This window comes from Arthrobacter sp. GmRoot5-12, from assembly GCF_059739365.1.
Genome location: NZ_AP046056.1, coordinates 210,590 through 227,441, shown reverse-complemented (window position 1 = coordinate 227,441; position 16,852 = coordinate 210,590). Strand labels below are relative to the sequence as shown.

Here is a 16,852-nt window from a genome sequence, read left to right as displayed (position 1 = left end):
AACGTTAATGCACGACGCCGAATTGGCCCACGAACGGGAGTATGTAGCCGGCCTGTATGCCCGGCTGGAGGAACTCCGGGAGGAAAAGCGCCGCCAGCTGGCGCAGGTCCGGCGCGCCGGAGCCGTGGGCACCATGCAGAACGTTTCGGAACGTGATGCGTTCGCTGCACTGTATGAGGACCGCCTGGCCCAGCTGGACGCCGTCGATGACCGGCTGGTGTTCGGCCGCCTGGACCTGGACTCCGGTGAAGCCCAGTACATTGGCCGCATCGGGCTTACCACCGAGGACCTGCAGCGGCTGATGGTGGACTGGCGTGCGCCCGAGGCCGGGCACTTCTACCAGGCCACGGCCTTCGACCGGCAGGGCGTCCGCCGCCGCCGGCACCTGATCCTGCAGGGGCGGGACGTCAAGGCGATCGAGGACGACGTCCTGGACGCGGGGATGCTTACCGACGACGAATCGCTGCAGGGCGAAGGGGCCCTGCTCGCGGCCCTGAACTCCAAGCGGACCGGCCGCATGTCGGACATCGTCAGCACCATCCAGTCGGAACAGGACCGCATCATCCGGTCCTCCATTTCCGGCGCCGTCGTGGTCCAGGGCGGGCCGGGCACCGGCAAAACCGCCGTGGCCCTGCACCGGGCCGCCTACCTGCTGTACACCCACCGTGACCGCCTCAAAAGTGCCGGCGTGCTCCTGGTGGGGCCGTCGTCGTCGTTCATGAAGTACATCGAACGGGTGCTGCCCTCGCTCGGGGAAACCGGTGTCGTCATGGCCAGCGTGGGCCGCCTGATGCCCGGCATCAATGCCGTTCCCGAAACAGATGCGGACGCGGCAGCCCTGAAGGGCCGCCTGGACATGGCCGCGATCGTGGCCAACGCCGTGTCCAACCGCATGCGCGTCCCCGCGCAGAACCGGATCCTTGAAGTGGACGGCCGCAAGCTCACCCTCACACCCCGGCAGGTCCGGCGTGCAAGGGAACGTGCCCGCGCCACCGGAAAGCCGTACAACGAGGCACGCGTGACGTTCGTGAAAATCCTGCTGCGCGAGCTGACCGAACAGATGACCGAGCTCGTCGAAGCCGGCAACCTCGGCAACAACGCGGACCGCTCGTACCTTGCCGAAGATGTCCGGACGGCCCGCGATGTGCGGATTGCGCTGAACCTGTGCTGGATGCCCATGACGCCGGAGAAGCTGATCTCGGATCTGTTCAGCAAGCCGGAGGTGCTGGAATTCTGCACCCCCAACCTGACCCCGGCCCAGCGGGCGCTGCTGCAGCGTCCCGCGGATGCCCCGTGGACGGAATCGGACGTGCCGCTGCTGGACGAGGCCGCCGAACTGCTCGGCGAGCTGGACCCGGCCGCCGGGCGCGGACTGGCCCAGCAGGAGCATGACCGTGCCCGCGACCTTGCCAACGCCAAGCAGACCCTGGTCAACATGCAGGCCGCCGGCGTGGACCCCCTGATGTCCGCGGAGGAACTGGCCGAGCAGAACCAGGAACAGGAAGGGCGGCAAACCGCTGCCGAACGCGCAACGAGCGACCGCACCTGGGCCTTCGGGCACATCGTGGTGGATGAGGCACAGGAACTCTCACCCATGCAGTGGCGGCTCCTGGTCCGGCGCTGCCCGCTGAAGTCCTTCACCATCGTGGGCGACATCGCGCAGACCAGCTCTGTGGCCGGAGCCAACTCGTGGCAGGGGGCGCTTGCTCCGCTGTTCGGTGACCGCTGGCAGCTGGAGGAGCTGACCGTCAACTACCGCACGCCCTCGCAGATCGCCGAAGCCGCCGTCAGGATGGCCAACGCGGCGGGCCTGGTGGTTTCCGCGCCGAAGGCCGTTCGTGAGGGGCGCTGGGCGCCCATCATCGACGAAGTAGGGAACGGCGCGGTGGTCGGCCGGCTCGTGGAGGTCCTCCCGGAAGAACTTGACGCGCTCGACGGCGGCCTGCTCGCCGTGATCGCCGATGGTGACCTCCTGCCCCAGGCCACAGCAGCACTGCGTGACGTGTATGGGCGACGGATCGGCACCGGCGCCGGCAGCTACGAGCAGGACATCGTGGTGATCAGCCCGCGCGAGGCCAAGGGCCTGGAGTTCGACGGCGTGGTGGTCCTGGAACCATCCGTCATGCTCAACCATGAGCACGGCAAGGTGGGGGACCTGTACGTAGCCATGACACGTGCAACACAGCGCCTGCGGCTGATTGCCTCGCAACCCGTGCCTGCCGGGATTGCCGGCTGACCCGGCGCCGGGCGTTACTGCTAACTTAGGAAGCGTGCCAGAACTGAACAACCTCGAACCGCAGCGCAACGATCCCACTTTCGCCAACATTTGGCAGGAACTGAAGTGGCGTGGGCTGGTCCATGTGTCCACCGACGAAGCAGAGCTTGAGAAGCTCCTCGCCGACGGGCCGGTCACATACTATTGCGGCTTCGACCCCACCGCCCCGAGCCTGCACCTGGGAAACCTCGTCCAGCTCCTGGTCATGCGGCGGCTGCAGCTGGCCGGGCACAAGCCACTGGGACTCGTTGGCGGCTCCACGGGTATGATCGGCGATCCCCGCCCCACCGCTGAACGAACCCTGAACACCAAGGACACGGTGGCGGAGTGGGTGGGCTACCTGCAGGCCCAGGTCAGCCGCTTCCTCAGCTTCGAGGGTGACAACGCTGCCAGGATCGTAAACAACCTGGACTGGACGGCGCCCTTGAGCGCCATCGACTTCCTGCGTGAAGTGGGCAAGCACTTCAGGGTTGGAACGATGCTGCGCAAGGACGCCGTGGCATCCCGCCTGAACTCCGACGAGGGCATCAGCTACACCGAGTTCAGCTACCAGATCCTGCAGGGCATGGACTACCTGCAGCTCTACCGCGACTACGGCTGTGTGCTGCAGACCGGTGGTTCGGACCAGTGGGGCAACCTCACCAGCGGTACGGACCTGATCCGCAAGGTGGAGGGCAAGAGCGTCCACGCCCTGGGAACTCCCCTCATCACCAACTCCGACGGAACCAAGTTCGGCAAGAGCGAGGGCAACGCCATCTGGCTGGACGCGGGCATGTGCAGCCCGTACGCCTTCTACCAGTTCTGGCTCAACACCGCCGACGCCGACGTTGTGGACCGGCTCAAGGTGTTCACGTTCCTCACCCGGGCCGAGATCGAAGAGATCGCGGTTTCCGTGGCCGAGCGTCCCTTTGCCAGGGAAGGACAGCGGAAGCTGGCCTTCGAAGTGACCTCGCTGGTGCACGGCGTGGACGCCACCGAAAAAGTCATCGCCGCTTCAGCGGCGCTTTTCGGCAACGGCGACCTGGCCGCACTGGACAAGGCAACGCTCCAGGCGGCTACCTCCGAACTTCCTTCGGCCACGGTGCAGGTGGACGGGATGGGGATCGTCGACCTGCTGGTGGCGTCCGGTCTATCGGAAAGCAAGTCCGCCGCCCGGCGCACCGTTGGTGAAGGAGGTGCCTACGTGAACAACGAGAAGGTGTCCGATCCGGAGGCCGTGATCTCCGAGTCTGAACTGTTGCACGGCCAGTACCTGCTCCTGCGCCGGGGCAAGAAGAACCTGGCCACTGTTGAGGTGCTGGTTCCCTAGCACCTTCACGGTCCGTATGCACGCCCTTCGGCGGCCGATTTGCACGGCCGCTGGGGGGCGTGTATTGTTTTCTGAGTCGCCGCCGCTGAGTGGTGACAAACCCCCAAATCATGAGAAGCAATTCTTGCCGCGCACCGCGTGGAATTGGAGAAATTGCTTCCCGTTGTGCTGGGCGGATTCATTCCACCGAGTGAATTCCGGAAGAAAATCCGGATTTGCGAAAGTGAATATGAATGAAATAAGATGGAAACATCGCAGCGAAGAAATACGGAAATGAAATTCTTTTGAATTGTATCCGGGAATATTCGAATGTGTCTGTTGTTTGAGAACTCAATAGTGTGCCAAGTTTGTTGATACCGATTATGTATGTAATTGGTTGATTGTGCTGTGCCGCCACCCCGTGGTGTGCATGGTGTTTTTGGCTGGTTTCAAATTTTGTGCAGCTGTTTCTGCCGTTATTTCCGGTGGTTGTGGTTGTGTCTGTTTTTGTTTTACTTCAACGGAGAGTTTGATCCTGGCTCAGGATGAACGCTGGCGGCGTGCTTAACACATGCAAGTCGAACGATGATGCCAGCTTGCTGGTGGATTAGTGGCGAACGGGTGAGTAACACGTGAGTAACCTGCCCTTGACTCTGGGATAAGCCTGGGAAACTGGGTCTAATACCGGATATGACCTTCCATCGCATGGTGGTTGGTGGAAAGCTTTTGTGGTTTTGGATGGACTCGCGGCCTATCAGCTTGTTGGTGGGGTAATGGCCTACCAAGGCGACGACGGGTAGCCGGCCTGAGAGGGTGACCGGCCACACTGGGACTGAGACACGGCCCAGACTCCTACGGGAGGCAGCAGTGGGGAATATTGCACAATGGGCGAAAGCCTGATGCAGCGACGCCGCGTGAGGGATGACGGCCTTCGGGTTGTAAACCTCTTTCAGTAGGGAAGAAGCGTAAGTGACGGTACCTGCAGAAGAAGCGCCGGCTAACTACGTGCCAGCAGCCGCGGTAATACGTAGGGCGCAAGCGTTATCCGGAATTATTGGGCGTAAAGAGCTCGTAGGCGGTTTGTCGCGTCTGCCGTGAAAGTCCGGGGCTCAACTCCGGATCTGCGGTGGGTACGGGCAGACTAGAGTGATGTAGGGGAGACTGGAATTCCTGGTGTAGCGGTGAAATGCGCAGATATCAGGAGGAACACCGATGGCGAAGGCAGGTCTCTGGGCATTAACTGACGCTGAGGAGCGAAAGCATGGGGAGCGAACAGGATTAGATACCCTGGTAGTCCATGCCGTAAACGTTGGGCACTAGGTGTGGGGGACATTCCACGTTTTCCGCGCCGTAGCTAACGCATTAAGTGCCCCGCCTGGGGAGTACGGCCGCAAGGCTAAAACTCAAAGGAATTGACGGGGGCCCGCACAAGCGGCGGAGCATGCGGATTAATTCGATGCAACGCGAAGAACCTTACCAAGGCTTGACATGAACCGGACCGCTGCAGAAATGTGGTTTCCCCTTTGGGGCTGGTTTACAGGTGGTGCATGGTTGTCGTCAGCTCGTGTCGTGAGATGTTGGGTTAAGTCCCGCAACGAGCGCAACCCTCGTTCTATGTTGCCAGCACGTGATGGTGGGGACTCATAGGAGACTGCCGGGGTCAACTCGGAGGAAGGTGGGGACGACGTCAAATCATCATGCCCCTTATGTCTTGGGCTTCACGCATGCTACAATGGCCGGTACAAAGGGTTGCGATACTGTGAGGTGGAGCTAATCCCAAAAAGCCGGTCTCAGTTCGGATTGGGGTCTGCAACTCGACCCCATGAAGTCGGAGTCGCTAGTAATCGCAGATCAGCAACGCTGCGGTGAATACGTTCCCGGGCCTTGTACACACCGCCCGTCAAGTCACGAAAGTTGGTAACACCCGAAGCCGGTGGCCTAACCCCTTGTGGGAGGGAGCTGTCGAAGGTGGGACTGGCGATTGGGACTAAGTCGTAACAAGGTAGCCGTACCGGAAGGTGCGGCTGGATCACCTCCTTTCTAAGGAGCACCTCCAACTCTTCTGTGCTGGTGAATGCCGGTGTGGGGGGTTGTCAGGAAGCAAGCCCGCAGCATGGACGATTGTTCCGTGGCGGGTGCTCATGGGTGGAATATCAGCAAATAGCGGCTGCGTGTTTTTTTGTCTTGTCTAGTACGAGCCAGTGATGGTTCTGGAACGGTGGGCGCAGGGATGCGTGGTTTAGTGTTTGGCACACTGTTGGGTCCTGAGGCAACAGGGCCGGGGAGGGGTTGCTGCGGCTTTGGTCGTGGTGGTTCCTTGTCGGGTTTGTTTGTTTCTGGTTTCCCTGCCGTGACGTTCCGTGCGCCTGTTGTGGGTGTGTGGGGTGTGTGGTGTGGGGTTGTTGTTTGAGAACTACATAGTGGACGCGAGCATCTTGTATAAGAAGCAATTTCCAAGATTAATGAACCTGGATCTGGCTGCGCTGTTGATGCCCTTTGGGTGTTGGGGTGTGGTTGGTTTCTGTGGTTCTCTCGAGAAATGTTTTTGATCTTTGTGGTCAAGTTTTTAAGAGCACACGGTGGATGCCTTGGCATTAGGAGCCGAAGAAGGACGTAGGAATCTGCGATAAGCCTGGGGGAGTCGATAACCGGACTGTGATCCCAGGGTGTCCGAATGGGGAAACCCCGCCGAGCGCGCGAGTGACTCGGTGACCCGTACCTGAACACATAGGGTGCGTGGGGGGAACGCGGGGAAGTGAAACATCTCAGTACCCGCAGGAAGAGAAAACAATAGTGATTCCGTTAGTAGTGGCGAGCGAACGCGGATCAGGCTAAACCGTTCCATGTGTGATAGCCGGCGGGCGTTGCATGGTCGGGGTTGTGGGACTTTCCATACCAGTTCTGCCGGGCTGGTGGGGTGTGATGTGCGCGCATAGGTGAACGGTTTTGAAAGGCCGGCCAGAGAGGGTGTTAGTCCCGTAACCGTAATGTGTTTGTACCGCCTGTGAGAGTATCCCAAGTAGTACGGGGCCCGAGAAATCCCGTGCGAATCTGTCAGGACCACCTGATAAGCCTAAATACTCCCTAATGACCGATAGCGGACCAGTACCGTGAGGGAAAGGTGAAAAGTACCCCGGGAGGGGAGTGAAACAGTACCTGAAACCGTGTGCTTACAATCCGTCGGAGCCAGTCTGATTCTGGTGACGGCGTGCCTTTTGAAGAATGAGCCTGCGAGTTAGTGTTACGTCGCGAGGTTAACCCGTGTGGGGCAGCCGTAGCGAAAGCGAGTCTGAATAGGGCGTGTGAGTGGCGTGATCTAGACCCGAAGCGAAGTGATCTACCCATGGCCAGGTTGAAGCGACGGTAAGACGTCGTGGAGGACCGAACCCACTTCAGTTGAAAATGGAGGGGATGAGCTGTGGGTAGGGGTGAAAGGCCAATCAAACTTCGTGATAGCTGGTTCTCCCCGAAATGCATTTAGGTGCAGCGTTGCGTGTTTCTTGCTGGAGGTAGAGCTACTGGATGGCTAATGGGCCCTACAAGGTTACTGACGTCAGCCAAACTCCGAATGCCGGTAAGTGAGAGCGCAGCAGTGAGACTGTGGGGGATAAGCTTCATAGTCGAGAGGGAAACAGCCCAGACCACCAACTAAGGCCCCTAAGCGTGTGCTAAGTGGGAAAGGATGTGGAGTTGCCCAGACAACCAGGAGGTTGGCTTAGAAGCAGCCACCCTTAAAAGAGTGCGTAATAGCTCACTGGTCAAGTGATTCCGCGCCGACAATGTAGCGGGGCTCAAGTACACCGCCGAAGTTGTGGCATTCACATTTTAGCTAAGCCCTTGTGGTTCAGGCGTGTGGATGGGTAGGGGAGCGTCGTGTGGGCGGTGAAGTCGCGGTGTAAACCAGCGGTGGAGCCTACACGAGTGAGAATGCAGGCATGAGTAGCGAAAGACGGGTGAGAAACCCGTCCGCCGAATGATCAAGGGTTCCAGGGTCAAGCTAATCTGCCCTGGGTAAGTCGGGACCTAAGGCGAGGCCGACAGGCGTAGTCGATGGACAACGGGTTGATATTCCCGTACCGGCGAAAAACCGCCCATGCTGAGCGGGGGATACTAACTGCCCGAAGCCTGCCCGAGCGCCCTTGTGGTGTGAGGGTTTTGGTGGAGCGCAGGACCTGATCCCGGGAGGCAAGCGTATTAACAGGTGTGACGCAGGAAGGTAGCCGAGCCGGGCGATGGTTGTCCCGGTCTAAGGATGTAGGGCGAGTGGTAGGCAAATCCGCCACTCATGGTGCCTGAGATCTGATGGGACCCCCGTTTGGGGGGATTTGGTGATCCTATGCTGCCGAGAAAAGCATCGACGCGAGGTTTTAGCCGCCCGTACCCCAAACCGACACAGGTGATCAGGTAGAGAATACCAAGGCGATCGAGAGAATTATGGTTAAGGAACTCGGCAAAATGCCCCCGTAACTTCGGGAGAAGGGGGGCCCCAACCTTGATACACCCTTTGCGGTGTGGAGGGGATCGGGGCCGCAGAGACCAGGGGGAAGCGACTGTTTACTAAAAACACAGGTCCGTGCGAAGTCGCAAGACGATGTATACGGACTGACTCCTGCCCGGTGCTGGAAGGTTAAGAGGACCGGTTAGCCGCAAGGCGAAGCTGAGAATTTAAGCCCCAGTAAACGGCGGTGGTAACTATAACCATCCTAAGGTAGCGAAATTCCTTGTCGGGTAAGTTCCGACCTGCACGAATGGAGTAACGACTTCCCCGCTGTCTCAACCATAAACTCGGCGAAATTGCAGTACGAGTAAAGATGCTCGTTACGCGCAGCAGGACGGAAAGACCCCGAGACCTTTACTATAGTTTGGTATTGGTGTTCGGAGTGGCTTGTGTAGGATAGGTGGGAGACGTTGAAGCCCGGACGCCAGTTCGGGTGGAGTCATCGTTGAAATACCACTCTGGTCACTTTGGACATCTAACTTCGGCCCGTAATCCGGGTCAGGGACAGTGCCTGATGGGTAGTTTAACTGGGGCGGTTGCCTCCTAAAAAGTAACGGAGGCGCCCAAAGGTTCCCTCAGCCTGGTTGGCAATCAGGTGTCGAGTGTAAGTGCACAAGGGAGCTTGACTGTGAGAGAGACATCTCGAGCAGGGACGAAAGTCGGGACTAGTGATCCGGCGGTACATTGTGGAATGGCCGTCGCTCAACGGATAAAAGGTACCTCGGGGATAACAGGCTGATCTTGCCCAAGAGTCCATATCGACGGCATGGTTTGGCACCTCGATGTCGGCTCGTCGCATCCTGGGGCTGGAGTAGGTCCCAAGGGTTGGGCTGTTCGCCCATTAAAGCGGTACGCGAGCTGGGTTTAGAACGTCGTGAGACAGTTCGGTCCCTATCCGCTGCGCGCGCAGGAAATTTGAGAAGGGCTGTCCTTAGTACGAGAGGACCGGGACGGACGAACCTCTGGTGTGTCAGTTGTACTGCCAAGTGCACCGCTGATTAGCTACGTTCGGATGGGATAACCGCTGAAAGCATCTAAGCGGGAAGCTCGCTTCGAGATGAGATTTCCATACACCCTCGGGTGTGAGAGGCCCCCAGCCAGACCACTGGGTTGATAGGCCGGATGTGGAAGCGAGGACTAACGACTCGTGAAGCTGACCGGTACTAATAGGCCAACAACTTACACCACACAGATACATACAAACTCTGCTTGCGTCCACTATGTGGTTCCCAACCAACAACCCCCCAACACACGGGTTGTCACGGCACGGAACCAACACAACTGAATAACAACACCACAATGTTGTAACCACCAGACTTCCCACCCCCGAACAAAACACCGGGCGGGCGGGTACAAGGGTTACGGCGGTCATAGCGTGGGGGAAACGCCCGGTCCCATTCCGAACCCGGAAGCTAAGACCCACAGCGCCGATGGTACTGCACCCGGGAGGGTGTGGGAGAGTAGGTCACCGCCGGACACACATTGGTCGAGGCCCCAACCACCAGGTTGGGGCCTCCCACATTTAACCCACCGACACCACAACACGATCCCGCACCTGGGCCCGGTGACGCGCCATCAGGTCCTGTGCGGTTTGTGGGTGACGCGCCATCAGCTTTCGTCCCCTCACCGGTGACGCGTCACCAGGTCCCGCGCCACGACAGAAGACTCTCACGAAGTGATGAGGCGTGGCCGGCGAACGGGCAGGATGTGATGGCGCATCCCGCAGCAACGGGCAGGATGTGATTGGGCGTCGCCTGTGAAGATGGCCACGATACCGCTCCCAAGGGGCCCGCTGTCCCTTGGGATTTTGCGGCTCCACTAGAATTGATGAAGATGTACGGACTTCGAAGCGCTTGATTTCGGGTTGCGTAGGAAACGAAACGAGCGGCTGCAGTTGCGCCAGTGGTCGGCTCACAACAGGAGGAATCCATATGGCCGAGCACAACGGGGGCAACCGCGGCAACGACCGCGGCGCGTTCCGCGGCAACAACAACTCCGGCGGGGATCCCCGCGGATTCCGGTCCCGCTCCGACCGCGACGGCAACAGCCCCTCCCGCGGCGGTTCCGGGGCCGGCGGTGAGCGGAAGCCTTTCGGTGATCGTGATCGTAAGCCGTTTGGTGACCGTCCCCGCCGCGACGGCGAGGGTGACCGTCGCGGTTTCACCGGTGGTACTGGTGGCGGTGAGCGGAAGCCTTTCGGTGATCGTGATCGTAAGCCGTCTGGTGACCGTCCCCGCCGCGACGGCGAGGGTGACCGTCGTGGTTTCACCGGTGCTACTGGTGGCGGTGAGCGGAAGCCTTTCGGTGATCGTGACCGGAAGCCGTTTGGTGACCGTGATCGTAAGCCGTTTGGTGACCGTCCGCGCCGTGACGGTGAGGGTGACCGCGACCGGAAGCCTTTCGGCGACCGTGATCGTAAGCCGTTTGGCGAACGTCCGCGCCGTGACGGTGAGGGTGATCGTGAGCGGAAGCCTTTCGGTGATCGTGAGCGGAAGCCTTTCGGGGACCGTGACCGGAAGCCTTTCGGCGACCGTGATCGTAAGCCCTTTGGTGACCGTCCGCGCCGTGACGGTGAGGGCGACCGCCGCAGCTTTGGCGGTGGTGACCGTGACCGGAAGCCTTTCGGTGACCGTCCGCGCCGCGAAGGCGAAGGCGACCGCCGCGGCTTCGGTGGCGAGAACCGCAAGCCGTTTGGTGACAGGCAGGATCGCGCACCGCGCAGCTTCGACCGCGGCGACTCCCGGGCCGAATCAGGCCGTGGCGGCTCCGGCCCCCGCGGCTTTGGCCGCGACCGCCAGGAGGAGCGCCCTGTCCGCGTGCCCAACGCCGCAGACCTTCGCAGCGCCAACCGCCCTGACCGGGAACGCTCACCCGAGATCGATGAGGACGTCACGGGCAAGGAACTGGACCGAGCCACGCACCACCAGATCAAGACCCTTGAGCCCAAGAGCGCAGAGTGGGTTGCCCGTCACCTGGTGATGGCCGGCCGCCTTATCGACGACGAGCCCGAGCTTGCCTTCCAGCACGCCCTCGCCGCCAGTCGTCGTGGCGGACGGCTCGCAGCCGTCCGCGAGGCCGTTGGCCTGACGGCCTATGCTGCCGGCCATTACGGTGAGGCACTCCGCGAGTTCCGCACCTTCCGCCGGATCAGTGGTTCCAACGTGCACCTCCCCGTGATGGCCGACTGCGAGCGTGGCCTGGGGCGCCCCGACCGTGCCCTCGATGTTGCCCGCTCGGAGGAAGCCCGGGACCTTGACGCGCCCGGCAAGGTGGAACTGGCAATCGTGGCAGCCGGTGCACGGACCGATCTGGGCCAGCTGGACGCGGCAGTAGCGGAACTGGAGATCCCGCAGCTGGACATCAACCGTGCCTTCTCCTACAGCCCGCGACTCTTCCGTGCCTACGCCGATGCACTTGCAGCGGTGGGACGCCAGGAAGAGTCGGAAAAGTGGAACCGCCAGGCGGTCGTGGCAGAAAACGCGCTGGGCCAGGGTGCGGACCAGGAACCCGAAATCATCGACCTCGGCTGGGACGAGGAAGAAGAGGCACGGGAAGAGGCTGACCGACGCCGGCTGCTGGAGCGTGCCTCCGGCGCCGCCGAAACCGAAGCTCCCGCTGAAACCCCCACCGCCGGTGACGCAGACGCCGAAGCTGAAAGCACCCGCGCTACCGAAGCGGAGGCAGCCCAGGACAGCAACCTGGACGACCAGGACGCCGACTACTTCGTCTCCGACGACGCCGAATCGGACCAGGACTCGGTGGAACGGGACGAGCTGGATTCCGAAGCTGCCGGTGATGCCGAAGCGGAGGACAGCGGTGCCACCCAGCATGATGAAGAACGCCGGGAAGACTGACAAGCATGAGTGACGTTTCACTGGTTTCCCGCTTCGACGCACTGCTCGCCGACCTGGACGGCGTGGTCTATGCCGGGCCCCACGCCATTCCCGGAGCTGTGGATTCACTGCAGCAGCTCTCCGGCCTGGGTATCGGCCTGGGCTATGTGACGAACAACGCCTCCCGCTCCCCGGCGGAGGTGGCAGCGCATCTCCGTGAGCTTGGTGCCCCCGCCGAGGACAACCAGGTGGTCAGTTCCTCGCAGGCGGCAGCCGAGCTCCTGGCCTCGCTGCTTCCACCAGGGTCCAGGATCCTCATCACGGGCAGCACGGCGCTTGCCCGCGAAATTGAACTGGTGGGCCTGGTGCCGGTGGGCAGCCAGGCGGAGGAACCGGTCGCGGTCGTCCAGGGTTTCAGCCCAACCATCGGCTGGAAGGACCTGGCAGAGGCCACCTACGTGGTGTCCGCCGGGGCGCTTTGGGTGGCCACCAACACGGACATGTCCATTCCCCAGGCGCGTGGCATCGCCCCGGGAAATGGCACCTTGGTTGCCGCTGTCGCTGCTGCCACGGGGCAGCAGCCCAAGGTTGCTGGAAAGCCCGAAGCTCCGCTGTTCCATTCGGCAGCCAAGCGCCTCGGGGCCGAGCGTCCCCTGGTGGTCGGCGACCGGCTGGACACGGACATCCTGGGCGGCAACAACGCGGGCTTTGCCACCGTTGCTGTCCTGACCGGCGTCGACACGCGCGAAACCATTCTGGCCGCGAGGTCTGCGGAACGGCCCAACTACATCATCGAAAACCTGGCCGGCCTGCACCGCCCGTACCCCGAAGTGACGCACGACGACGGCACGTATACGTGCGGCCAGTCAACGGCGCGCGTGGCCAACGGAGCCGTGGGCATCATTGGCAGCCAGGACCAGCTCGACTCCTGGCGGGCCGCATGTGCGGCCTGGTGGGCGGCGACGCCGGACGCCGCAGCCCCGAAGGCGCCCAAGCTGGTGTGGCTGGATCACTAGACTGGTTGAATGACCGAGCTGACCGAACCGGACGACGCGACAGCCCAGCCGGCCCCGGAGTGGCCGCAGCCAGGCGGGATGGACCTCACCGATCCGCGGGTTGCGCAGGCCGTAGCCAGGCTTTTCGACATGCCCGGGCTCCCTGTCCCGGACCACGGGACCGTCTACGACGACCTCCACGATGAACTGCTGGCCGCCCTCAACGCCGATCCCGCAGACACCGATCCTGCAGACGCCGATCCAGCAGGTGCTGATCCCGCAAAGACCGCCCCCACCGGGACCGGCTCCACACTGCCCGGTCCCGGCGGGGGTGCAGCCTGATGCCGGTTCGCCTCGACCAGGCACTGGTGGCACGCGGGCTGGCGAGGTCGCGCACCCATGCCGCGACGCTCATCGCCGAAGGCAAGGTCAGCTCCGGTGGCCAGGTCCTCGCCAAGGCCTCCCTCCAGGTTGATGACAGCCGGGACCTCGCCGTCGAACACGATGACCAGGACAGCTACGCCAGCCGCGCGGGCCATAAGCTGGCCGGGGCCCTCGACGCCTTCCCCCAAGTTTCGGTGGCGGGCAAGAGGTGCCTGGACGCCGGCGCCTCCACCGGGGGCTTTACCGATGTCCTGCTTCGGCGGGGTGCCGCGCACGTGGTGGCTGTCGACGTCGGACACGGCCAGCTGGTGCCGCACCTCCGCGACGACCCCCGCGTGGACGTCCATGAAGGCATGAACGTCAGGTACATGGCGCCGGAAGACATTGGCGGCCCGGCAGCGCTGACCGTCGCCGACCTGTCCTTTATTTCCCTCACCCTCGTGGTCCAGCCACTGGCCGGCTGCACCGAACCAGGCGGGGACCTGGTGCTGATGGTCAAGCCCCAGTTCGAGATCGGCAAGGACCGCCTGGGCCGCACCGGCGTGGTCACCTCGGAGCGTGAGCGGCGGATGGCCGTGGAGAAGGTGGCCAGGGCAGCGCTCGACGCCGGCCTGGACCTTTGCGGGCTGGCGGCCAGTCCGCTGCCGGGGCAGGACGGAAACGTCGAATACTTCCTGTGGATAAAACGCAGGATCAGCAAAGACTTGCCTAAGATCGAAGAGCGAGAGGCAGCAGCCGCTGCGTTGCTCGGACAAATCTGGCCTAACCACTAGAGAGCGGAACCTGATGAGCAGGCGTGTACTGGTCCTTGCCCACACCGGCCGCGAGGAATCACTGAAAGCCGCCTGGGAAGCCTGCGCCCTGCTGCACGCCTCCGGCATGGTCCCCGTGATGCAGGAGTCCGAACTGGGGGACATGGAAAGGTTCTTTGGGCACCTGGCCCAGCCGGTGGAGGTCCTCCACGACCACGTCCAGCTGCCCGATGTGGAACTCGTCATGGTCCTTGGCGGTGACGGCACCATCCTGCGGGCCGCCGAACTGGTCCGTGAGGTGGATGTGCCGCTGCTGGGCGTCAACCTGGGCCACGTGGGCTTCCTGGCCGAAAGCGAGCGGGCGGACCTTGCCCAGACCGTGGAGTGGGTTGCCAGCCGCGAGTACACGGTTGAAGAGCGGATGACCATCGATGTCCAGGTCTGGGTCCGCGGCCAGAAGATTTGGCACACCTGGGCTTTAAACGAGGCCGCCATCGAGAAGGCCAACCGCGAACGCATGCTCGAAGTCGTGACCGAGGTGGACGAGCGCCCGCTGACGTCCTTCGGCTCAGACGGCATCGTGCTGGCCACCCCCACCGGATCCACGGCCTACGCGTTCTCGGCGGGCGGTCCGGTGGTCTGGCCGGAGGTGGAGGCCCTGGTCATTGTGCCCATCAGCGCCCACGCGCTCTTCGCCAAGCCCCTGGTGGTGTCGCCCAGGTCGAAGCTTGCGGTGGAGGTGCTGGGCCGGACCGACGCCCAGGGCGTGTTGTGGTGCGACGGACGGCGCTCGGTGGACCTGCCGCCGGGAGCCCGGGTGGAAGTGACCAAGTCCGCCACTCCTGTCCGGCTGGCCCGCACCCACCAGACGCCGTTCTCAGCCCGGCTGGTCCGCAAGTTCGAGCTGCCCATCCACGGCTGGCGCGGGCCGGTCCCCAAGTCCGACGCCGTGCACACCGGCCCCATTCCCATTGTGCGGACGCCGCGGCCCATGCCGCCGCTGCCCGTGCCGCATGTGGAGAACCCCGACAGCGATCCCGATCCGTCGACTGCAAAGTGAATCCATGCTTGAAGAACTGAGAATCCGCGATCTGGGCGTCATCACCGACGCAACGCTTCGGCTCGGCCCTGGACTGAGCGTCGTAACCGGCGAAACCGGCGCCGGCAAGACCATGGTGGTCACCGCCGTTGGCCTGCTGCTGGGCGCCCGTTCGGATGCCGGGGCCGTCCGCAGCGGCGCCAAGAGTGCTACCGCTGAAGCAGTCCTGAAGCTCGACGCCGGCCACCCGGCCATTGCGCGTGCCCTGGACGCCGGTGCCGAGGCGGAAGAGTTCGACGGCGGCGCAGAGCTGATCCTGGCCCGGCGCCTTGGTGCGGATGGACGCAGCCGTGCCTTCCTGGGCGGCCGTGCTGCACCCGTGGGCGTACTGGCTGAGATCGGCGAGACCCTGGTGGTGGTGCACGGACAGTCGGACCAGATCCGGCTCAAGAGTGCCACGGCGCAGCGTGAAGCCCTGGACAAGTTCGCCGGCGACACCCTGGCCGGTCCACTGGCCGCGTACCAGGAGCTGTATGGCCGGTGGAAGTCCAGCCAGGCCGAGCTGGACAACCTCCGCAGCGCCGCCCGCGACAGGCTCCGCGAAGCTGAATCCCTGGAGGCTGCCCTTGCCGAGATTGACGAGGTGGATCCGCAGCCGGGGGAGGATGAGCTCCTGAAGGCCGAGGCCGTGAAGCTTGCCAACGTGGAGGAACTGCGGATCGCCGCGAGCACCGCCCACCAGGCACTCATTGCCGAGGACTTTGGTGAAGCCGGTGACGCCACCACATTGGTGGACTCCGCCAAGCGGACCCTGGAGCACGTGTCCGAGCACGATGCGCAGCTGGGCTCCGCAGCCGCCCGGCTGGCCGAGGTGGGCTTCCTGCTTACTGACATCGCTGCCGAGCTGGCCAGCTACCAGGCCAGCCTGGACTCCGAGGGCCCGGAGCGGCTCGCCGAGATCGAGGACCGGCGCGCTGCGCTGGCCAAACTGGTCCGGAAATACGCCCCCACCATCGACGAGGTGCTGGAGTGGGCGGAGCAGGCGCGCGTCCGCTTCGACGAGCTCCAGGACGACTCGTCCCGCATCGAGGCCCTGGACGCTGAGGTGGTCCGCGCCGAGGCGGAGCTGAAGAAGCAGGCAGCGGGCATCAGCAAGATCCGCGCCAAGGCCGCAAAGGACCTGTCCGGCCGCGTCAGTGCGGAGCTCAAGGCCCTGGCCATGGCCGATGCCACGCTGGTGATCAACCTCGAGCCGACCGGTCAGCTGGGCCCGCACGGCGCGGACGACATCAGCTTCCTGCTGCGGCCGCATTCGGGCGCCCCGGCCCGGCCGCTGGGCAAGGGGGCGTCCGGCGGTGAGCTGTCCCGCGTCATGCTGGCCATCGAAGTGGTGCTTGCCGCCGTCGATCCCGTCCCCACCTTTGTCTTCGACGAGGTGGACGCCGGCGTGGGCGGCCGCGCCGCCGTAGAGATCGGCCGCCGCCTGGCCATGCTGGCACGCCACGTGCAGGTGCTGGTGGTCACGCACCTGCCGCAGGTGGCAGCGTTCGCGGACCAGCACATCACCGTCACCAAGACTTCCGTCAGGGGAGCCGACGGCGGCACCGCCACCGGGTTCACCTCCAGTGACGTCCGCCTCCTCGACGGCCCGGAGCGGGTCCGTGAGCTCGCCCGGATGCTGGCCGGCCAGGAAGACTCCGAAACCGCGCAGGCCCACGCCCAGGAACTCCTGGATGACGCCAAGCTCCTGCCCCAGCGGGCCTGACAGGGACAACCACGGGAGGGACG

General features: G+C 63.1%; 8 protein-coding genes and 3 rRNA genes. All 11 read left to right on the top strand.

The window, feature by feature from the left end; genetic code table 11:
• Nucleotides 1–7: 7 nt before the first annotated feature.
• On the top strand, nt 8–2,236 hold the full coding sequence (locus tag AC6JAM_RS00995; protein ID WP_497933806.1) for a HelD family protein: 2,229 nt from the start codon (nt 8–10) through the stop codon (nt 2,234–2,236).
• Nucleotides 2,237–2,270: 34 nt separating this feature from the next.
• Entirely contained in the window at nt 2,271–3,584 is a 1,314-nt protein-coding gene (gene tyrS, locus AC6JAM_RS00990) for a tyrosine--tRNA ligase (RefSeq protein WP_018771549.1), read from the top strand.
• Between the two features lie 496 nt (nt 3,585–4,080).
• Nucleotides 4,081–5,603, top strand: a 16S ribosomal RNA gene (locus AC6JAM_RS00985).
• Between the two features lie 516 nt (nt 5,604–6,119).
• A 23S ribosomal RNA gene (locus tag AC6JAM_RS00980) occupies nt 6,120–9,249 on the top strand.
• 172 nt (nt 9,250–9,421) lie between these two features.
• Nucleotides 9,422–9,538 (top strand): 5S ribosomal RNA (gene rrf / locus AC6JAM_RS00975).
• Together the 16S, 23S and 5S rRNA genes form the textbook arrangement of a ribosomal RNA operon.
• 454 nt (nt 9,539–9,992) lie before the next feature.
• Entirely contained in the window at nt 9,993–11,915 is a 1,923-nt protein-coding gene (locus AC6JAM_RS00970) for a tetratricopeptide repeat protein (RefSeq protein WP_497933803.1), read from the top strand.
• 5 nt (nt 11,916–11,920) lie between these two features.
• The gene (locus AC6JAM_RS00965; protein ID WP_056389678.1) at nt 11,921–12,910 is read left to right on the top strand and encodes an HAD-IIA family hydrolase; all 990 of its coding nucleotides are present in this window, start codon (nt 11,921–11,923) and stop codon (nt 12,908–12,910) included.
• 9 nt (nt 12,911–12,919) lie between these two features.
• Nucleotides 12,920–13,231 (top strand): hypothetical protein, encoded by a 312-nt coding sequence (locus tag AC6JAM_RS00960; protein ID WP_497933801.1) that lies wholly within the window; start codon nt 12,920–12,922, stop codon nt 13,229–13,231.
• Complete coding sequence (locus AC6JAM_RS00955; protein WP_056389681.1) at nt 13,231–14,046, top strand: TlyA family RNA methyltransferase; 816 nt, start codon at nt 13,231–13,233, stop codon at nt 14,044–14,046. The genes AC6JAM_RS00960 and AC6JAM_RS00955 overlap by 1 nt, the downstream gene beginning before the upstream one ends.
• Before the next feature lie 13 nt (nt 14,047–14,059).
• Entirely contained in the window at nt 14,060–15,085 is a 1,026-nt protein-coding gene (locus AC6JAM_RS00950; RefSeq protein ID WP_142073643.1) for an NAD kinase, read from the top strand.
• 4 nt (nt 15,086–15,089) lie between these two features.
• On the top strand, nt 15,090–16,829 hold the full coding sequence (gene recN, locus AC6JAM_RS00945; protein WP_497933798.1) for a DNA repair protein RecN: 1,740 nt from the start codon (nt 15,090–15,092) through the stop codon (nt 16,827–16,829).
• Nucleotides 16,830–16,852: the final 23 nt, after the last annotated feature.